The sequence below is a fragment of the Nocardioides fonticola genome (genome assembly GCF_039536805.1).
Taxonomy (GTDB): Bacteria; Actinomycetota; Actinomycetes; order Propionibacteriales; family Nocardioidaceae; genus Nocardioides; species Nocardioides fonticola.
The window spans coordinates 161,849-181,116 of record NZ_BAAAZH010000024.1; the positions used below are offsets into that span (position 1 = coordinate 161,849).

Here is a 19,268-nt window from a genome sequence, read left to right on the forward strand (position 1 = left end):
TCCACAGCAGCGCGTCGTGGACGGGCTCGCCGGCGGCGTCGAGGGCGACCATGCCGTGCTGCTGCCCGGCCACCGCGAGCGCCTCGGCCCGCTCCAGCAGCGGCCCGGCGGTCTCGTCGAAGGCGGCCAGCCAGGCCCGCGGGTCGACGCTCGTGCCGGCTGGGTGGGGCGCGGTACGGCTCTCGACGACGGTGCCGTCGGCGGCGTCCACGAGGAGCGCCTTGGTGGACTGCGTGGAGGAGTCGACGCCGATGACGTAGGTCACACGCCTATTAAGTACGAGAGTCGAACTAATGTCAACGCCGGGTGCGGGAGTTTCCCCGGTCAGCCGGGGAAACTCCTGCTTGGCTCAGCTTGCATTCCCTGACCGGTGGGAGTTTCCCCTGACCAGTGGGGCCGTTCCGGTGAGGGGCCGCGGGGCTCAGCCGGGGAAGCCCGCGCCGGCCAGGTCGGCCATCCCCCACAGCGGGGCGTCCCCGCCGAGAGTCGAGCAGACGAGGGCCGGCAGGGGCAGGGCGTCGTCGGTGCGGGCGGCCAGCGCCGCGCGCAGGGTCGGGAGGAAGAACTCGGACGCCGCCGCGACACCGCCGCCGAGCACGACCAGCGCGGGGTCGATGACCACGCCGAGCATCGCGATGCCGCGGCCGAGGTGCGTGCCGAGCTCGGCGTAGATCTCCCGCGCGAGCGGGTCGCCGTCGCGGGCGGCGGCGAGCAGGTGATGCCCCGTGACCTGCTCCCCGACGGCGGCCAACGAGCTGGCGCGCCCGGCCGCGAGCTCCTCGCGCACCCGGCGCAGCAGCGCCGTGCCCGAGGCGTACTGCTCCCAGCAGCCGCTCAGGCCGCACCCGCAGGGGTGCCCGCCCTCGACGAGCTCGAGGTGCCCGATCTCGCCGGCAGCCCCGCGGCCGCCGCGCAGCAGCCGGCCCTCGACCACGACCCCGCCGCCGAGGCCGGTGCCGACCATGACCAGCACGAACGGGGACGGCGGACGCGGGTCGGTGCCGGCGCGGAACTCGCCCCAGGCGGCCGCGTTGACGTCGTTCTCGATCCACACCGGCAGCCCGAGCCGCCGTCCGAGGCGACCGCCGAGGTCGTGCCCGGTGAGCGGCAGGTTCGGGGCCAGGTTGATCCGGGCGCCGTCGGCGTCGATGAAGCCCGCGACCGAGAGGCCTACCCCGGCGATCGCGCCGTCCACGACGGCCCGGTCGACGTAGGAGGCGACGAGGTCCTCGATCGCCGCGGCCGAGTCGGTGGGCGTCGGCGCGCTCGGCAGGTGGTGCAGGACGCCGTCGCGCACCACTGCCGCCGCGGTCTTGGTGCCGCCGATGTCGAGCGCGAGGACCGCTCCCCCCGAGGCCTGGGCCATCTCCGGCCTCAGACCGCCAGCTGCCCGTGGGCGTCGACGACCGCGGCGCCGAGCGCCGCCTCGGGGTCGGCGAAGAGCGCCTCGAAGGCGATCTCGGCCGCGCCGAGCAGCACGGAGTCCTGGCCGAGGCCGGGCACCGAGAGCGTGACGGCGTCGAAGGACGCCGTCAGCGACCGCTCGCCGAGCCCCGCGTGCACGTCGTCCGCGCACAGGGAGTAGAGCGCACTGAAGTAGCCGCCGAGCACGATGAGCTCGGGGTTGAAGATGTTGACGATCGTCGAGAGACCCAAGCCCAGGGAGCGTGCGATCGCCGAGAGTTCGGGGGTGCGCTCCTCCCACTGCGCCAGGGCGGTGGCCAGCTGGGGCACCTCGCGCTGCGGGAGGCCGATCGCGCGGGCGATCGCGTAGCCGCCGACCTCGGTCTCCCAGCACCCCTTGCTGCCGCAGTGGCAGTCCAGGCCGCGCGGGTCGAAGGAGATGTGGCCGACCTCGCCGGCGTAGCCGCCGGCGCCCTCGAGCCGGTGACCGTGGGCGATCACACCGGCGCCGACACCGCAGTTGCCGGAGAGGAAGATGAGGTCGTCGATCCCCATGCCGGCACCGCGCCGATGCTCGGCGAGTGCGCCGAGGTCGGCGTCGTTGCCCAGCCGCACCGGCACCTCCAGCCCGAGGGCCGCGAGCACGATGCCGGCGAAGGAGACGTCGTGCCAGTCGAGGTTCGGCGCGAGCCGCACCAGCCCATCGGTGCGCCGCACCAGGCCGGGCACGCTGATGCCCAGACCGACCAGTGGAGCGGTGTCGGGTGCCGCCGCGACGACCTGGCGCACCAGGCCGGCGACGATGCCGCCGACCTGCCAGGCTTCGGCCTCCTCCAGCGGGATCGGCGCCTCGGCCCGCTCGTGCAGCCGACCGCCGAGCCCGACACGCGCCACGACGGCGCGGTCGACCCCGAGGTCGACGGCCACCACGTAGGGACCGTCGGCCGCGACCGCCACGCTCGGCGAGGGACGCCCCGCCTTCGGGCGCGCGCCGCCGACCGGCCGGCCCTGCTCGGTGACGCCGAGCGCCTCGAGCTGGCCGACCAGGTCGGCGATCGTGCTGCGGTTGAGGCCCATCGCGGTCGTCAGCTCGGAGCGCGAGATCGATCCGGCTCCGTGCACGTGCCGCAGCAGGGTCCCGAGGTTGTGGCGGCGCACCGCCTCCTGGTTGGTGCCCTGACCCGGGCGCCGTCCGGTCACGGCTGAGGCCTAGACACCTGCGGCCGAGCGGCGGCGGCGGGTGATGGCGTCGACGCTCGCCGCGAGCAGCAGGACGCCGCCGGTGACGAGGTAGTTGATGTAGCTGGCGTTCGAGAGCAGGCCCAGGCCGTTGGCGATGGTGGCGATGACGACGCCGCCGATGACCGCGTCGCGCGCCTTGCCCTTGCCGCCGAAGAGGCTCGTGCCGCCGATGACGGCGGCGCCGACGGCGTAGAGCAGCGTGTTGCCGCCGCCGGAGCCCGGGTAGACGCTGCCGGTGAAGGAGGCCTGCAGGATGCCGGCGATCGCGGCCATCATGCCGGCGAAGACGAACGCCAGCACCTTGATGCGCTGGACGTTGATACCGGCGCGGCGGGCCGCCTCGGCGTTGCCGCCGACGGCGTAGAGGAAGCGGCCGAACGCGGTGCGGTCGAGCACGAACGTCCACAGGATCAGCAGGAAGCCGACGACCGGGACGGTCCACGGGACGCCGTGGAGAACGGGCAGGTTCGGGTTCGCGGCGCGGTTCTGGTTCATCAGACCGACCAGGCCCAGGAGCAGCACGGCGAGGCCGACGATCCGCATCACGACCAGGGCGACCGGAGGCCGCTGCAGGTCGCGGGCGGCCTGCACCCGGTAGCGGTTGAGCGTCAGCGCCGCATAGAGCGCGACGACGACGCCGGCGCCGATCCAGCCCCACATCGGGGGCACGTTCTTGATGGCCAGGCCGCGCAGCACCTCGTCCTGCACCGGCACCGAGCCGCCGTCGCCGATCAGCTTGAGCAGCACGCCCTGGAGGGCGAGGAAGAACGCGAGGGAGACGACGAAGGACGGGATGCCCAGATAGGAGTTGAGACTGCCGATGAGCAGGCCGATGACGCCGCCGGTGGCCAGGGCCGCGATGACCGCGACGTACCAGGGCTGACCGTGGTCGACGATCGCCAGGGCGGCGACGGCCGCGGAGGTGCCGCCGGTGTAGCCGGCGGCGAGGTCGATCTCGCCGAGCAGGAGCACGAGCACGAGGCCCATGGCGAGCACGCAGATGGCGCCGGCCTGGACGATGAGGTTCGCCATGTTGCGCACGGTGAGGAAGTCGCCGCTGGCGAAGCTGAAGACGGCGAACAGCACGACGAGGCCGGCGACGGCCGGCAGCGCGCCCATGTCGCCGCCGCGCAGCCGGTCGCGGTAGTCGCGGACGACGTCGCCCAGGCTCGAGGCCTGGCGCGCGTCGCGCGCGAAGTCGCTGTCGGCGAGGCCGACGGAATCAGGGGTCTGGGTGGTCATGTTCCTCGGTCCTTCGCGTCAGACGGTCGCGGTCGCGGGGTTCTCGGCGATGCCGAGGTCCCCGGAGCGTCCGGCGGTGATGAGCTCGACGACCTGGCTGTGGGTGACGTCCTTCGCGGGGACGTCGGCGGCCACGCGGCCGAGGTAGAGGGCCGTGATGCGGTCGGCCACCTCGAAGACGTCGCCCATGTTGTGCGAGATGAGGACGACGCCGAGGCCGCGGTCGGCGAGGCGGCGCACGAGGTCGAGCACCTGGCGGGTCTGGGCGACACCGAGGGCGGCGGTCGGCTCGTCGAGCAGCACGACCTTGGAGTTCCACAGCACGGCCTTGGCGATCGCCACCGTCTGGCGCTGACCGCCCGACAGGCTGGCCACGCTCTGGCGCACCGACTTCACGGTGCGCACCGAGAGCGAGCCGAGGGTGTCGCGGGCGCGGGCCTCCATGGTGGCCTCGTCGAGCACGATGCCGGTCTTCTGCTCGCGGCCGAGGAACATGTTCTGGACGATGTCGAGGTTGTCGCAGAGCGCGAGGTCCTGGTAGACGACCTCGACGCCGAGCGCCGAGACGTCGCGGGGGCCGCTGACGTCGACCGGCTTGCCCTCGAAGAGATAGTCGCCGGTGTCGCGGCCGTAGATGCCGGCGATGACCTTGACCAGGGTGGACTTGCCGGCGCCGTTGTCGCCGACCAGTGCGGTGACCTGGCCGGGGTAGACGGCGAAGTCGACGTCGTGGAGCACGTGCACCACGCCGAAGCTCTTGTTGACGCCGCGCAGTTCGAGCAGCGGCGCAGGGGTGGACTCGGTCATCGGGGTGCTCCTCGGCGTCCGGACGGGTCGGGGACGAAGTGGGGTCGAAGCGACGGGCGACCCGCCCGGACCGCGGTGGCGGTCCGGGCGAGTCGTCGCGTCAGGGCCGGATCAGGAGATGCCGGCGTCGGCGCAGAGCTTGGCGTACTCGCCGGCGCAGACGTCGGCCGCGGACTGGCCGCCGTCGTCGATGACGTCCTTGACGTTGTCCTTCGTGATCGACACGGGGTCGAGCAGGATCGAGGGCACGTCGCGGTTGCCGGTCGAGTCGTTGGTGGTGCCGTTGGTCTGCGGCTCCTCACCGTTGACCAGCGCGATGGCGACCTCGGCCAGCGCGCCCGCCTCGGCCTTGGCCGACTTGTAGATGGTCATGCACTGGTCGCCGGAGAGGATCCGCTGCAGACCCTCGACGGTGGCGTCCTGGCCGGTGACCGGGACCTTCCCGTTGACGCCGTTCTTCTCCAGGATCGAGATGGCGGCACCGGCGAGACCGTCGTTGGCGGCGTACACGCCGTCGACCTTGCCGCCGACCTTCGTGTAGAGCTGCTCGAAGATCGTGACGGCCTGGTCCGGGTCCCAGTCGGGAACGGCCTGCTCGGCGACGTTCTTGTAGGTGCTGATCTTGTCGAGCACCGAGTGCGCGCCCTGCGAGAAGAGGGTGGCGTTGTTGTCGGTCGGCGAACCGTTCAGGTAGATGAGGTTCGCGTCCTTGTCGCCGAGGCAGTCGGCGAGGCCCTGGCCCTGGAGCGCGCCGACCTTGTTGTTGTCGAACGACACGTAGTAGCCGGCCGAGCCGCCGAGGGTGAGGCGGTCGTAGTCGATGGTCTTGACGCCCTGCTCCTCCGCCTTCTGCTCGATGGCCGCACCGGAGTCGGAGTCGAGGTTGACGATCGCGAGCACGGTGACGCCGCCGGAGATCATCTGGTCGGCGATGGTGGTCATCTTCTGCGCGTCGCCCTCGGCGTTCTGGATGTCGTAGTCGACACCAGCGGCCTTGAACGCGGCCTCGAGGGCCGGGCGGTCCGCGCTCTCCCAGCGGACCGAGGACTTGGTGTCGGGGAGGATGACGCCGATCTTGCCGGCCGCGGCGGCGGTGCTGCCGCTGCTGCCGTCGGCGCTGGGGGAATCCGAGCCCGAGTCGTCGCTCCCGCACGCGGCGACCGACATGGCCATGCCGACGACGCTTGCGAGAACCAGAGTGTGCTTTCGCTTCACGCGAACCGCCTCCTAGCGATGAGTGCCCCGCGTCCGTCAGATGACGGCCCGCGTGTTTGTGGTGCGGCACAACATATGGAGTGACCGGGCTCACGTCCAGTGTTTCCTGCGGATTTCTTCAGAACCGAAATCGAACCGAGATCTCCGCTAAGCGGACGTCACCCCCGCACAGGAGGGCGGCGAGGCGGCGAGTCGTGCTCACCCCGGCGGGCGGTGCACGGGACGGTGGTTTCGTTGGATCGATCCACTTATTCCGACGTCGAGGCCGTCGCGGCGGCGCGGAGCACGTCGTCCACCAGGCGTCGGTGCACCCAGGTCACGACCGTCTCGCGGGCCGGGAGATCGGCGCTCAGGTAGGCCCAGCCGAACCCGCCGCGGGGCACCAGGCGCACCGAGGTCGTGAGCGTCGTGCCGGCGCCACGGGGCTCCACGACCACCCGGAGGGTGACCACGCCCGGCGCCCGCACGGTCGCTCGCAGCAGGAGGTGGCCGCGATCGCCCGCGACGCCCACCTCCTCGACCACCCACAGTCCCGGGCGGTCGCCGACCCGCAGCGGCCCGCTGTCCGGATCCGGACGGCGACGGCCCTCCCCGCCGACGAGACGGTCGAGCGCCCCGCGGAACACCAGCGGGGGCGCATCGACGTGCCACGCGTGCGGGCCGTTCGCGACGACCGCCTCCCACGCCGCGCCGGGCTCGACCGCCAGGGTCGTGGCGCGGGAGGAGGTCGTCAACGTCGGGCGCACGCCGTCCAGGCTAGGCAGGTCACCACAGCGCGACGGTGCCGCCGCGGACGGCGAGCGCGGTGCGGGCCGCGACGACAGCCCAGGCCAGCACCAGGATGACGAGGAGGACGACGGCCAGCGCGGTCAGCACGGGCAGGCCCAGCGTGGCGGCGAGCCCGGCCACGCCCGTCGCGCAGGTGCCGACCGGGAAGGTGAACGACCACCAGGCCAGCGTGAACGGCAGTCCGGCACGCGCGGCGCGAACAGTGATCGCGGCCGCGATCGCGGCCCAGAGGAGAGCGAAGCCCAGCACGGGCACGGCGATCACGACGCCCGCGATGCGGGCCGGCGCGGCGACCGCGGGCGACAGGTCGGCGACGCCTGCGGCGATGGCGTGGGCGGCCGTCGCCGTCTGACCCAGTGGCCCCAGGACGATCCACAGCGTGGGGACGGCGGCGGCCGCACCGATGCCGTGGTGGGCCAGGCGCGACCAGATCATCGCGATCGTCACCAGCGCGGCCAGGGCCGCGGCGCCGAACAGCGCGCCGCAGAGCAGCAGGAGGCTGGCGCGGGCGTCGGCGTCGGTCACATGGGCGGCGAGCGCGGGGCCGGTCGCCGCGCTGACCATCGGTGCGACGATCGACATCAACCACGGTCCGCCCGCCTCGTCGGATCGCACGTTGTCGCGTGCGAAGAGCCGCACCGGCAGAGCCACCGCGGTCGCCAGACCGAGCACCGTCCCGACGGTCCACAGCACCGCGGCCGTCCCGACGGCGCCCACACGGCCGAGCACCGGCTCCCCGACGAGGAGGGCGCCCAGCCCGACGGTCATCATCGCCATCGCCGGCGCTCCGTAGAAGTGCCCGAGCACCGGGTCGTCGAGGTGTCGGTGCGGGGCGGCGCCCCCCGCCCACTCCCGCAGGACGACCACGAGCAGCAGGGCGAGCCAGAGCGCCGCGACGACCCAGACGATGCGGGCGGCCTCCGCCAGCAGCGGAGCATCCAGCGGAAGGGTCGCTGCGGCGTTCGCGACGATGCCGGTGCCCATCACGGAGGCGAACCAGTTCGGTGTGGCGCCGACGCCGGACCGCGCCGACACCGTCGCCGCAGCGGTGGTGACGATCGACTGGTCGAGAGGCTGGGTCAGCGAGGTGGCCATGCCTCCACCTTCCGTCCGCCGGAGGCGTCGCGGTAGACGCCCTGATCCTGTGAGCCCACAGGTCTTACCTGTGGCTCCGCCGAGGGACAGGGCTAGGCTGTGGGGGTGCCTCTGAGCCCGCACCTCCCCCCACTGAGTGCGCTGGAACTGCTGGTCGACGTCGCCCGCACGTCCTCCATCGGCGCTGCCGCACGGCTGCACGGCATCTCGCAACAGGCGGCGTCCGAACGCCTGCGATCGATCGAGTCCCAGGTCGGCCTGGCCCTCGTCGTACGCGGCCCCCGCGGCTCCAGCCTCACCCCCGCGGGCCGGGTCATGGTCGAGTGGGCGGTGCGCCTGCTGGACGTCGCCGGTGAGATCGACGCCGCGCTCGACACCCTGCGCGCCGGCCGCGACCGAGCCCTCCACGTCGCCGCCTCGATGACGGTCGCCGAGCACCTCCTGCCGCGGTGGCTCGTGCTGCTGCGGCAGCGGCAGCTCACGGCGGGCCAGGAACCGACGGCCGTGAGCCTCGAGGCCACCAACAGCCGCACGGTGCTCGAGGAGGTGCTCGACGGGCGGGCCGACATCGGCTTCGTCGAGGGGAGCACGGCACCCGGCGTGCGCTCGCTCGAGATCGGCACCGACGACCTGGTGGTCGTCACCGCTCCGGGTCATCCCTGGACCCGGCGGCGTCGTCCGGTGACCGCTGCGGAGCTCGCCGCGACCGCACTGACCTCACGGGAGGAGGGGTCGGGCACCCGGGGTGTGCTCGAGGACGCGCTGGCCGCGGCCGGTCTGGAGCCGGCGGCTCCGGCCGTCGAGCTGACGACCTCGACCGCGGTCCGCGAGGCGGTGCGGGCCGGCAGTCCGCCCGCCGTGCTGAGCCGGCTGACGGTGGGAGCCGACGTCGCCGCGGGTGCGCTCGCCGTCGTCCCGGTGCCGGATCTCGACCTGCGCCGCACGCTGCGCGCGGTGTGGACCGGATCGGCTCGCCCACCCGCGGGCGCCGTCCGCGACCTGCTCGCGGTGGCGACGGCCGCCGAGTAGCCGATCCCGATCAGGCGGCGTCGGCGAGGTGGCGCGGCGCGTAGCGGTCCTGCACCGGCGCCGGCCGCCGCTGCGAGCGCGGGATCGACCGCAGGAAACCGCTGCCCCACGAGAGGTGCATCGTCATCATCACGAAGGGGAGGAGCAGGCGCGAACGCGACGGGAGACCGCGACCGATGGCGACCGAGGCGCCCATGACGCCGACGGCGTAGCCGAGGGGCGCGGCGAACCCGGCGATCAGCAGCCACGCATAGGGGATCTCCAGGGTCGTGCCGGCGACACCGAGCACGCCGAGCAGCGTGCCGAGGGCGACGATGGCGGTGACGACGGGCGCAGCGAGGTAGCGGAAACTCGCCGACTCGGGGTAGGCCGCGACGATCTGGCGGCGCCACTGGCCCGAGCCGAAGAACTGCTTGCGCAGCGCGGCGAAGTCGCGGCGCGGCCGATAGGTCACCGCGAGGTGCGGGGTGAACCAGATCGTGTGCCCGGCCTGGCGGATGCGGTAGTTGAGCTCCCAATCCTGGGCGCGCACGAAGTGCTCGTCGAACCCGCCGAGCTCATCGAGGACCTCGCGGCGGAACGCGCCGAGGTAGACGGTGCGGGCAGGGCCCGGCTCGCCCCCGACGTGGAACTTCGAGCCGCCGATGCCGAGCGGGGAGCTCATCGCCACCGCGACGGCGCGACCGAAGTCGCTGTCGCCCTCGACCCGCATCATGCCGCCGACGTTGGCGGCGCCCGTGGTGTCGAGCAGGCGCACGACCTCGCGGATGTAGCCGGGCGGCAGCTCGCCGTGGGCGTCGACGCGGACGATGTAGGGGTGGGAGGTCACCGCGATCGCGGCGTTGAGGCCCTGCGGGGTGCGCCCGGTCGGGTTCTCCACCAGCACGATGCGCGGGTCGCTCTCGGCGAGGGCCTCCGCGATCTCGTGGGTGCGGTCGGCGCTCGGACCGAGGGCCAGCACGATCTCGATCTCGCCGTCGTACTCCTGCTCCAGCACCCGGCGTACCGCGGGCTCGAGGTAGCGCTCCTCCTCCAGCACCGGCATGACGACCGAGACGGGGGTCGCCACGGGCGTCGTCCCGGGGGTCGCCGCGGCAGGCGTCCGGTCCTCGCTCGGGACGCGGACGGCAGCCGGGCGTACCGGCACGTCGCGCGCCCGGTCGCGGGCGGAGATGCTCACGATGGTCCTCCTTGGACAGGCACCCTTTGAGAGATAACTAGATCAACTTACTAGATTATCAGCGGGCGGACAGCATCCTCGCAGGTGCGGCAGGCGACTCCGATCGCCGCGACCGCCCCAGGACGGCCTCGTACTCGGTCGTGAGGACGCCGACCAGGTGGGCCCAATCGCGCTCCCGGCGCACCCAGTCGCGGGCGGCCCCGCCGAGGGTGGTCCGCAGCTCGGGGTCGTCGAGCAGGCGGGTCAGCACCGCCGTCAGGCTCGCGGCGGACCCCTTCTCGAAGACCAGTCCCGTCTCGCCGTCGGCGACGATCTCGGTCAGCGCGGCGACCGAGGAGACCACGACGGCCTTGCCCATCGCCATCGACTCGAACGGCTTGATCGGCGAGATGAGCTCGCAGACCGGCAGCGGACGACGCGGGAACGGCGCGATGTCGACGAGGGAGAGGTAGCGCCCGACCTCGGCGTGCGGAACGCGCCCGGTGAAGGTGACCGCCGCACCCGCTCCGTCGAGGCCGAGCCGAGCCGCCGTGGCCCGGACGACGCCCTCGTGGGGACCGTCGCCGACGACCAGCAGATGGAAGTCCTCGCGCACCGCACGCAGGGCCGCGACCGCCTCGAGGAGCAGCTCGAGACCCTCGTAGTCGACCATGCTGCCGGCGTAGCCGATGACCGTGCGGCCTGCGAGGCCGAGCTCCGCCTCCAACGCGGCGTCGCGGCCACGGGGCTCGAACAGCGCGGTGTGGACGCCGTTCGGCAGCACCACGAGCTTCTCCTCCGGCACCCCCCGAGCCGCCATCTCGCGCCGCAGCGCCTCGGTGATGACGAAGACCCGCTCGGCGCCCGCAGACGAGGCGAGCTCGACGGTGTCGAGGAAGCGCTGGCGGTCGCTCGCGGCGAAGCCGGGGTCGCGGGAGACCTTCATGAGGTCCTCCAACCCGCGCATCTCGTAGACGTAGGGCAGGCCCAGGCGCGCCGCCGCCGCGCGGGCGGCCAGGCCGTTGACGTGGAAGCTGGAGGCGTGCAGCAGCGCCGGCCGCTGCACCCGAGCCCGGGCGACGACCGCGTCGGCGTACCGCTCGACGTAGCGGGCGAGCGGGTACTGCGGATAGGGCGCGGGACCCTCGGTGTCCAGGACGCGGTGGTAGCGCACGCCGTCGACCTCGTCGCTCGGCTCGACCCGCCGCGGGTCGCTGGTCGACCAGCGGTCGTAGGGGAATCCCAGGCGGGTGACGGCCTCGACGTCCCAGCCGTCGCCGCGCAGCCCGGTGAGCAGACCGTGGGAGCGGGTCGCGTAGCCGCCCGAGCGGTGCGGCAGCGACTGCGCCAGCAGGGCGAGGACGGCGTCGGGGCGCGGCTCGATGATCGGCGCCTCCGCGCGGCGCGGTGCGGGCCACCCGTCGCGGACGACGCTCAGCTGGTCGGTGGCGTTCGCCCACGTCTGCTGGGCGTACCGCTCGTCGGGATGACGGGCCAGGGCGTGGCCGGCCAGGCGCTGAGCCGGGCCGGTGTACCCGGCGGTCAGGGCTCGCGAGGCGGCACGCCGCAGCTCGAGGGCGGGCGCCCGGCGCACCGGGATGGCGACGCCGTTGGCGATGCGGGTGTCGGCGTAGTCGGCCAGCAGTGCCCAGTCGCGGCGCCGGTCGAGGGCCCGGGCCACCACGGGCAACGGGCGACGCAGCCGGTCGGTGACCGCGTCGAGGATCTCGGGCAGGTCGTCGGCGGCCGCCGCCACGATCTCCAGCTCGGCGTGGGTCTCGGCGACCTCCTCCTCGAACCCGGCCAGGCCCCAGTCCAGGAGCGCGGCATGGAAACGGCGGACGTCGTCCGGGGTGGCCCGGCGCAATGCCTCGAAGACCGCCAGCACCTCGCGGCGGTTGCGCGGGCGGGCGCCGAGGAGGGCCGCCCGGGCGGCGCGGACCTCCGCGGCCGGGCCCTCGACGGCAGGGTCGCCGGGAGCGGCGGCCTCGCCGGCCGCAGCCACGGCTTCGGCGATGCGCAGGTGCACCAGACGCGCCTCGAAGAGGGCGGGACCCTCGACGGCGGCCACCGCCCGGCGCGCGGCGGCCAGCGCCTCGGTGAGCGCGCCCGCGCGCTCGTGCACCTCGGCGGCGACGGTCCACGCCCGCGGGGCGGCGTCCAGGTCGTCATCGTGGAGGTAGGGGTCGAGGAGGTCGAGCGCGCCCGCGGTGTCGCGGTCGACGACGAGGCGTCGCTTGGCCTCGGCGACGCGCGCCCGGTCGAGCAGCTGTTGCCATCCCTCGGGGCCGCGGTCGCGCGGCAACCGCACGGACGCTGCGGCGGCCTGCCGCCGCACCGCCCGCTTGGCACGGATCTTCAGCGATGCCATCTCAGACCTCCACATGCGACCGCGGGTCGCCGTAGAACGCCAGTCGCCCGGCCGCGGTGAGGAACGTGGCGTCCTCGACGGTCCAGGTGTGCGCGGAGCGGTCCTCGCCCCGCACGCTGACGAAGTTGAACCGGTCGGCCGACCAGATGGGGACGCCGTCGGCGAGCGCCCGGTCGAGCACGTCGGAGTCGACGGCGCGCGGCAGGTCGCCGAAGCGCAGCGAGCGGGCGAGCTCGCCCTCGAAGAGCATCGAACCGCCCTGGATGCGACGCACCCAGCGGTTCTCCGCCTCGGGGTAGCGCAGCACGACCGCGCCGCTGGAGCGCAGCCAGACGTGGTGGGCCCACTTGCCGGCGATGCCGGCGCCCTGGGCGCGCAGGGCGTCGCTGAGATCGGCGAGGTAGTGGACGCCGTAGTGGTTGTCGTCGTCCATCTTGGCGATGAGGTCGCCGGCGGCCGCCTCGATGCCGAGGTTGAGGCACGCGCCGAGGGTGAGCGAGCGGGGTGCGGTGCGCACCACCAGGTGCTCGACGCCGTGCTCGCGCGCGCGGGCCACGAGGTCGGACGGCGCCTCGAAGCCGTGCAGCACGAGCACGAGCTCGGTGGGGTGCGACTGCCGGCCGGCGTTGGCCAGCACGGTCTCCAGCTCGTGGGGCCGGTTGGTCGGCACGATCGCCGAGACGGTGGGCTTCGGCGGCTCGGCCTCGCCGAGCAGGGTGCGCGCGCGGTGGCCGAAGGTGTGGGCGGCGAGCACGGCACGTCGCTGGCGCAGGGCCTCGCGGTCGGCCAGCTCGCGCTGGTGGACACGGGCGACGACCTCGGCGCGCAGCGCGGAGGCCTCGCCGGGCGCGACGACCGGCACGCCGGCGGGCGCCTCCAGTCCGACCACCGACACGACGGGCGTGCCGGCGGCGGCCGCGGCGAGCAGGGTCCAGGTGTCGCCGGGCGTGCGGCGCGGAGCGTCGACCAGGACGCCGGCGCGGCCGGCGAGGTCGGAGACCTCGGCGGGGGATGTCGGGCGGGCGGCCTCGGCGAGGGACTCGGGCAGCACCCCGCGCGGGGGCAGGTCGGGGTCGAGGGTGCGCACCTCGACGACGTCGGCGAGCGGCCGGAGCGCGGGGGCGACGATCACCGAGACCGCGCCGGCGGCGGACTCGTCGCTGGCGCCGGGCGAGACCACCAGGACGCCGCCGCGCTCGGTGCGCTCGGGAGCCCGGCGGGCCGAGGCCGCGGGAGCGAGAGGCCGGACCTCGGGGGCGAAGCGCCGCCAGGTCGCGACGAGGTCGGCGGCGTACACCTGGTCGGCCTGGGCGAGCAGAGCGGTGACGGCGGCGCGCGCGACGCGGTGGGACGGCGGACGGCCGCCGGTGATCCACACGACGACCGGCACCGAGGCGGCCCGGGCCGCAGCCACGGTCTGCAGGAGCACGGGGTCGTCGGCGGGGCCGAAGCCCGGCACCTGACGGTCGGCGAGCTCGAGCAGGAACAAGTCGGCTCCCGCGACGGTGGTCAGATGCCGATCGATCGGCCGCGTGCGCCACTGGTCGGCGAGGCCGGCGCGGAGGCGCTCGGAGGCGGCGAGGGCGACGGTGACGCCGGGTCGTGCCACGCTCGGGGCCGGCTCCCGCTCCCATGCGGGGGTCTCGGGGACGGCGCGCAGGCGCACCGAGCGCAGGCGCTCGCGGACGGCGTCCAGCTGGGCGGTGCGGCCGCTCATCCGGGCACCCCCGCCCGGCGCAGCTCGCGGTAGAGCAGGTCGGACATCGTCTCGATGTAGGTCTTGGTGATGTGCGAGCCCTGGCGGTAGATCAGCACGTTGCCGATGACCGGCGGGCAGCGGTCGCCGTACGCGGGCGGGCACACGTCGGGCGTCATGTCGATGAAGGGGACACCGGCCGCCTCGGCCGCCTCCTTCTGCACGCCGGCGCCGCTGAGCGAGATGCCCTTGGCCCGGTCGAAGGTGCAGGCGGTGAAGTAGTCGTCGGGGTGCTCGGACACGCAGGTGTAGACCTCCATGCCGGTCTGCGGGGTGTCGGCCAGCGAGACGACCTTCACGCCCGCGGCCTTCAGCCGGCCCCAGGTGTCGGCGAGCGCATCGACCATCGCGTCGCGGCTCAGCTCGGGCGCGCCGGAGGCGTCGGTGCCGACGATGCCGCTGCTGCGCTGACTGACGGTGACGACGTAGTCGGGCTTGGCCGGCCCGGTGAGCTGGTCGAGCACCCGGTCGGTCCAGTCGCGGCACTGGGTGTAGGGCGCGCCGTCGAGGGAGGTGGTGATGGTCGCGAACGCGCACGCGGACTTGGTGAAGGTCTCGATGCGCCAGTCGTGGGTCTCGGCGAGCTGCTGGAACGCGGGCACCCACTGGGCCGCCTTGGAGTCGCCGACCACCGCGATCGTGGTGGCGGCATCGGCGGGGCCGTAGGTGCACGAGGTCGGCGTGGTGACGTCGACGTCGACCTGGCAACCCGCGGCGTACAGGTCGGGGACGTCGCCGGGTGCCTGGAGCGGGTCGGGGTAGATGGCGTCGTAGTCCTCGGCGCCGGGGCGCTGGGACGCCGGCAGCTGCTCGCGTCCGCCGGAGGCCGGCGGGGAGTCGACGAGACTGGCCGCGCCCGGGGTGGAGGCGACGTTGCGCGGTGCCGAGCCGGCGACACCGTTGAACGCCACGATGAGCGCGAGCCCGGCGGCCGCACCGAGGAGGGTGAAGTTCAGGCCGACGCTGAAGGCGATGCGCTTGTCGGCCGCGACGGCCTTCGAGTTGCGGATCGGGTTCTCGATCAGCCGGTAGGTCAGATAGGCCGGCACCGCGGTGAAGAGGACGATGCCGAGCCCGATCGGCACCGTGATGGCGTCCTCGCCCCAGCGCTCCCGGGCGACGATGAGCAGCGGCCAATGCCACAGGTAGAGCGAGTAGGTGAGGAAGCCGATCGTCTGCATGAGCCGGTTGCCGATGATCAGCACCGGGCCACGGTCGCCGGCCGCGACCCCGCCGCCGATGAACAGGGCGGCGCCGACGGTGGGCAGGAGGGCCGCCCAGCCCGGCCAGATCATGTCGGAGTGGTAGAGCCGGGCGGAGATCAGCACCATCGCGAGACCGCCCCAGGTGAGCACGATGCCGGCCCACTGCGGGAGCGCGTTGAAGCGCGCGACGAGGATCGCGACGAAGGCACCGAGGGCGAACTCCCAGATGCGCACGCCCGTGTCGAAGTAGGACTGCGAGGGGTCGTGCACGGCCATGTAGCCGGCGTAGAACAGCGACGGCACGGTGAGCACCGCGAGACCGGCGAGCAGCACCGTCTGGCGCCGCAGTCCGCACCGCTTGGCCAGCACCAGCGCGGCGAGGAAGAGGATCGGCCAGAGCACGTAGAACTGCTCCTCGACCGACAGCGACCAGAAGTGCTGGACGACCGACGGCGGCTCGTCCTCGGCGAGGTAGTCGACCTGGCGACCGGCGAGGTGCCAGTTCACGAAGTAGAGGGCCGAGGCGACGATGTCGCCGCCGGCGGTCTTCCACCGGATCGTCGGGACCAGGGCGTAGAAGAGCACCGCGGTGGCGGCGAGCACGACGCCCGCGGCCGGCAGCAGCCGCTTGGCCCGGCGGGCGTAGAAGCCGAGCAGCGAGACCGACCCGTCGCGGTCGCTCTCCTTGAGCAGCTGGCCGGTGATGACGAAGCCGGAGATCACGAAGAACACGTCGACGCCGACGAAGCCGCCGGGGAACCACATGAGGCCCGCGTGGTAGGGCAGCACCAGCAGGCACGCCACCGCGCGCAGGCCCTCGATGTCGCGGCGGATGCGGCTGTCGCGGCGCTGGGCCGGTGCGGACGCCGTCGGGCCGCCGTCGGGTGCGGTCCGCGTGGTGACGCGGGCGATATCCGTGCTCATCGGTTCAGCTCGCTCATGCTCAGACCTCCGCCAGGACGTAGGGGTCGGCGACGTCGAGCACCTGCGAGGAACGGGCGCGGATCTCGTCGTCGCTGATCGGCCACGTGTGGCCGTCGGTGTCGGCGCGGCGCACCGACACGAAGTTGAAGCGGTCGGCCGCGTAGACCCGCAGCCCGGCGTCCTCGACGCGCTGGAGCAGGGTCGTGTCGACCCGGCGCGGGAGGTCGTCGAAGCGCAGCCGGAGCGCGAGGTCGCGGCGCAGCAGCAAGGTGCCGCCCTGCACCTGGCGCACGAAGCGGTGCTCGGCGTGGGCGAAGCGCAGCAGCGTCTCGCCGCTGCCCTCCAGCTGCACGTAGTGCGCCCACTTGCCCACGACGTCGGCGCCCGAGAACTCCCAGGCCCGCACGAGGTCGGTGAGGTAGTGGACGCCGTAGAAGTTGTCGTCGTCCATCTTGGCCACGAGCTCGCCGTCGGCGGCCTCGACGCCCAGGTTGAGGATCGCGCCCAGGGTGAGCTCGGCAGCGGCCGGCACGTGCACGAGGTCGCGCACCCCGGCGGCCTGTGCCCGCGCCCGGAGCTCGTCGCCCGCCCCGGGCTCGAGACCGAACCCGTGGGTGACGAGCACCAGCTGGACGTCGGGGTGGCTCTGCCGGGCGAGGGTGGCGAGCACGTGGTCGATCTGGTCGGGACGCCGGGTGGGGACGACGGCGCTGACGCGCGGCGCCCGCACGGGCGGTGCGAGGTGGCCGAGCCCCGCGGTGGCCAGCACCGTGTCGACGCGGTGACCGTAGAGGTGCTCGTCGAAGACCCGGCGGTGGGCGCGCAGCGCGAGGCGGTCGCGCGCGTCGTCGTCGGCCAGGAGCCGGGTCAACGCGGCCTCGGACTCCCCCGCGTCGGCCACGACGGTGAGGGTGTCGCCGAAGAAGGGTTCGATGCTGGCGGCCGGAGCACTGACGACGGCGGTCTGGGCGGCGGAGAGTTCGAACAGCCGGCGGGCGCACATGGTGCGGCTGCCGGTGACCGAGTTGACGTTGAGGAACACCCGGTAGGCGGTGTAGGCCGCCAGCATCCGCTCGTAGGGCAGCGAACCGACGACGTGGCGGCGGTAGGGCCGCGGGAACCGGTAGCGGCGGTCGCCCCGCTGCATGCGCGAGTAGATGTGCAGGCCGTGGTCGAGCGCCGGGCGCAGGACGTACTCCATCTGCTCGCGGCGCTCGGGGTGCTTGTGGGCGAACCAGGTGCCGGCGAAGGCCACCGCGTAGGGCCGTCCGGGCAGGCCGCGCACCGGACGGTGCAGGCGGGGCTGGGCACCGAAGGGGAGCAGGGCGATGCGGTCGTGGCCGAGATCGGCGCGGTAGACCGGGATGCGGTCGGCGTCGACGGTGAAGACCTGGTCGAAGAGCCGGGCGGTCTCGAGGAACCGGTCGTAGTTGGGCGGGTCCTCCTTGTTCCAGAAGACCGTGGGGATGCCGTTCGCGCGACACCACGCGACGAGGGCGCGCAGCTCCTCGCTCGGCCGGTCGTCGCGCGTCATGTGCAGCCGCCAACGGGCCCGGTTGCCCTGCCAGGCCGATTCGACGAAGAGGAGGTCGGGCCGCTGCTCGCCGAGCACCTGCGCCCAGTCGTCGGGACCGAAGGTGATCTGCTCCCACTCGTACCCCAGCGCGAGCTCGGAGAACGGGTCGAGGATGACGGCGGCCCGCACCTGCGGGCGCGCGGGCACGACCGGCGGGATCTCGTGCTCGCCGAGCCGCGGTGGACGCCGCAGGATCGGCACACGCACCGACTGCGCGGCGCGTGCGGCGCGCCGGCGCAGGGCACGGACGATCCGGGACGGCGTGAGCCGCTCCCGGCGGTGGCGGGAGGTCACGCGTAGGCCTCCAGCAGGACCTCCGCGATGCGCGGGCCCGCGTGGCCGTCCCACAGCGGCGGGACCCGGTGGGTCGACCGGTCGACGGCCAGCGCCCGCTCGACCTCGAGGGCCAACCCCTCGCGGGTGACGAGCCGGTTGGTGCCGTGGCTGATCGTGACCGGACGCTCGGTGTTGGGTCGCAGCGTGAGGCAGGGGACGCCGAGCACCGTGGTCTCCTCCTGGACGCCGCCGGAGTCGGTGACGACGACGTCGGAGCCGCGCACCAGGCCGAGGAACTCCACGTAGCCCAGCGGCTCGGTGAGCCGGATGGCGGGGTGCGCGAGCAGGCCGGCGGCCTCGAGCGTGGCGCGACCGCGCGGGTGCAGCGGGACGATGATCTGCACCTGGTCGGCGGCCGCGTGCAGCGCCTTGACCAGCGCCTCGGCGTCCGGGCCGGCGTCGACGTTCGCGGGGCGGTGCAGGGTGGCCACCGCGTAGCGGCCCTCGAGGCGGTGGTGCGCCCGGGCGGCGTCGGCGTCGAAGGCGTCGAGGTGGGCCAGCAGCGTGTCGATCATCGGGTTGCCGACGAGGTGGATGCGCTCGGGCGCCACGCCCTCGTTGCCGAGGTGGGCCACGGCGTCGGCGCTCGTGGCGAAGAGCAGGTCGGAGAGCCGGTCGGTGACCAGGCGGTTGACCTCCTCGGGCATCAAGGGGTCGAAGCTGCGCAGGCCGGCCTCGACGTGGGCGAGCGGGATCTGGAGCTTGGCGGCGACCAGTGCCGCGGCGACGGTGGAGTTGACGTCGCCGTAGACCACGACGACGTCGGGGCGCTCGGTGAGGAAGAGGTCCTCCAGGCCGGTCATGACCGCGGCGGTCTGCGTGGCGTGCGTGCCCGAGCCCACCCCCAGGTTCACGTCGGGCTCGGGCAGGCCGAGCTGGCGGAAGAAGACCTCCGACATCCGCTCGTCGTAGTGCTGCCCGGTGTGCACGAGCCGTTGGCGCAGGGCACCGTCGCCGAGGCGGGCGACGGCCTCCAGGACCGGCGCGGCCTTGGGGAAGTTCGGGCGCGCGCCGGTGATGTGGACGGCGAGCGGAGCACTGGGCGACATGCGTGGGACCTCCGGGGGTGACGACACCCGAGTCGGCTCGATGAGACTTATCTCGACCAAGTTACTACA

Annotated in this window: 15 protein-coding genes; 1 reads left to right on the forward strand and 14 read right to left on the reverse strand. The window is 73.6% G+C overall.

The window, feature by feature from the left end; translation table 11 throughout:
• From ABD671_RS15885 to ABD671_RS15920, 8 genes are all read right to left on the reverse strand, one after another.
• Window positions 1-265, reverse strand: a 265-nt coding sequence (locus ABD671_RS15885; RefSeq protein WP_344734406.1) for an FGGY family carbohydrate kinase, incomplete at its 3' end; no start/stop codon positions are given.
• A 156-nt stretch (window positions 266-421) separates the two neighbouring features.
• Window positions 422-1,366, reverse strand: a complete 945-nt coding sequence (locus ABD671_RS15890) for an ROK family protein (RefSeq protein ID WP_344734407.1) — start codon at window positions 1,364-1,366, stop codon at window positions 422-424.
• An 8-nt stretch (window positions 1,367-1,374) separates the two neighbouring features.
• Window positions 1,375-2,604 (reverse strand): ROK family protein, encoded by a 1,230-nt coding sequence (locus ABD671_RS15895; RefSeq protein WP_344734408.1) that lies wholly within the window; start codon window positions 2,602-2,604, stop codon window positions 1,375-1,377.
• 9 nt (window positions 2,605-2,613) lie between these two features.
• The gene (locus tag ABD671_RS15900) at window positions 2,614-3,888 is read right to left on the reverse strand and encodes a sugar ABC transporter permease (protein WP_344734409.1); all 1,275 of its coding nucleotides are present in this window, start codon (window positions 3,886-3,888) and stop codon (window positions 2,614-2,616) included.
• A gap of 18 nt (window positions 3,889-3,906) precedes the next feature.
• Complete coding sequence (locus tag ABD671_RS15905) at window positions 3,907-4,695, reverse strand: ATP-binding cassette domain-containing protein (RefSeq protein ID WP_344734410.1); 789 nt, start codon at window positions 4,693-4,695, stop codon at window positions 3,907-3,909.
• 111 nt (window positions 4,696-4,806) lie between these two features.
• Window positions 4,807-5,868: a sugar ABC transporter substrate-binding protein gene (locus ABD671_RS15910; RefSeq protein WP_344734411.1), complete on the reverse strand. Its 1,062-nt coding sequence runs from the start codon at window positions 5,866-5,868 to the stop codon at window positions 4,807-4,809.
• A 290-nt stretch (window positions 5,869-6,158) separates the two neighbouring features.
• The gene (locus tag ABD671_RS15915; RefSeq protein WP_344734412.1) at window positions 6,159-6,656 is read right to left on the reverse strand and encodes a DUF2867 domain-containing protein; all 498 of its coding nucleotides are present in this window, start codon (window positions 6,654-6,656) and stop codon (window positions 6,159-6,161) included.
• Window positions 6,657-6,675: 19 nt separating this feature from the next.
• Window positions 6,676-7,794: an SLAC1 family transporter gene (locus tag ABD671_RS15920; protein ID WP_344734413.1), complete on the reverse strand. Its 1,119-nt coding sequence runs from the start codon at window positions 7,792-7,794 to the stop codon at window positions 6,676-6,678.
• Between the two features lie 105 nt (window positions 7,795-7,899).
• Here ABD671_RS15920 and ABD671_RS15925 point away from each other — a divergent pair, with 105 nt between their 5' ends.
• Window positions 7,900-8,823 (forward strand): LysR family transcriptional regulator, encoded by a 924-nt coding sequence (locus ABD671_RS15925; RefSeq protein ID WP_344734414.1) that lies wholly within the window; start codon window positions 7,900-7,902, stop codon window positions 8,821-8,823.
• Between the two features lie 10 nt (window positions 8,824-8,833).
• Here the strand turns inward: ABD671_RS15925 and ABD671_RS15930 are convergent, their stop codons facing one another.
• From ABD671_RS15930 to wecB, 6 genes are all read right to left on the reverse strand, one after another.
• The gene (locus ABD671_RS15930) at window positions 8,834-9,892 is read right to left on the reverse strand and encodes a glycosyltransferase family 2 protein (protein ID WP_425574927.1); all 1,059 of its coding nucleotides are present in this window, start codon (window positions 9,890-9,892) and stop codon (window positions 8,834-8,836) included.
• 169 nt (window positions 9,893-10,061) lie between these two features.
• Window positions 10,062-12,353 (reverse strand): glycosyltransferase family 4 protein, encoded by a 2,292-nt coding sequence (locus ABD671_RS15935; protein ID WP_344734415.1) that lies wholly within the window; start codon window positions 12,351-12,353, stop codon window positions 10,062-10,064.
• Between the two features lies 1 nt (window position 12,354).
• Window positions 12,355-14,070 (reverse strand): glycosyltransferase family 2 protein, encoded by a 1,716-nt coding sequence (locus ABD671_RS15940; protein WP_344734416.1) that lies wholly within the window; start codon window positions 14,068-14,070, stop codon window positions 12,355-12,357.
• Window positions 14,067-16,238 carry an acyltransferase family protein gene (locus ABD671_RS15945; protein WP_344734417.1) on the reverse strand — a complete coding sequence of 724 codons (2,172 nt, stop codon included), beginning with the start codon at window positions 16,236-16,238 and terminating at the stop codon, window positions 14,067-14,069. The genes ABD671_RS15940 and ABD671_RS15945 overlap by 4 nt, the downstream gene beginning before the upstream one ends.
• A 19-nt stretch (window positions 16,239-16,257) precedes the next feature.
• Window positions 16,258-18,108 (reverse strand): glycosyltransferase family protein, encoded by a 1,851-nt coding sequence (locus tag ABD671_RS15950; RefSeq protein WP_344734418.1) that lies wholly within the window; start codon window positions 18,106-18,108, stop codon window positions 16,258-16,260.
• A complete protein-coding gene (gene wecB, locus ABD671_RS15955) occupies window positions 18,105-19,199 on the reverse strand; it encodes a non-hydrolyzing UDP-N-acetylglucosamine 2-epimerase (RefSeq protein ID WP_344734419.1) in 1,095 nt (364 codons plus the stop codon). Before wecB ends, ABD671_RS15950 begins: the two co-directional genes overlap by 4 nt.
• Window positions 19,200-19,268: the final 69 nt, after the last annotated feature.

Coding starts and splice junctions, on each gene's coding strand:
- ABD671_RS15890 (WP_344734407.1), bottom strand. CDS start 1,366: ATGGCCCAGGCCTCGGGGGGAGCGGTCCTCGCGCTCGACATCGGCGGC.
- ABD671_RS15900 (WP_344734409.1), bottom strand. CDS start 3,888: ATGACCACCCAGACCCCTGATTCCGTCGGCCTCGCCGACAGCGACTTC.
- ABD671_RS15905 (WP_344734410.1), bottom strand. CDS start 4,695: ATGACCGAGTCCACCCCTGCGCCGCTGCTCGAACTGCGCGGCGTCAAC.
- ABD671_RS15910 (WP_344734411.1), bottom strand. CDS start 5,868: ATGGCCATGTCGGTCGCCGCGTGCGGGAGCGACGACTCGGGCTCGGAT.
- ABD671_RS15920 (WP_344734413.1), bottom strand. CDS start 7,794: ATGGCCACCTCGCTGACCCAGCCTCTCGACCAGTCGATCGTCACCACC.
- ABD671_RS15935 (WP_344734415.1), bottom strand. CDS start 12,353: ATGGCATCGCTGAAGATCCGTGCCAAGCGGGCGGTGCGGCGGCAGGCC.
- ABD671_RS15940 (WP_344734416.1), bottom strand. CDS start 14,070: ATGAGCGGCCGCACCGCCCAGCTGGACGCCGTCCGCGAGCGCCTGCGC.
- ABD671_RS15945 (WP_344734417.1), bottom strand. CDS start 16,238: ATGAGCACGGATATCGCCCGCGTCACCACGCGGACCGCACCCGACGGC.
- wecB (WP_344734419.1), bottom strand. CDS start 19,199: ATGTCGCCCAGTGCTCCGCTCGCCGTCCACATCACCGGCGCGCGCCCG.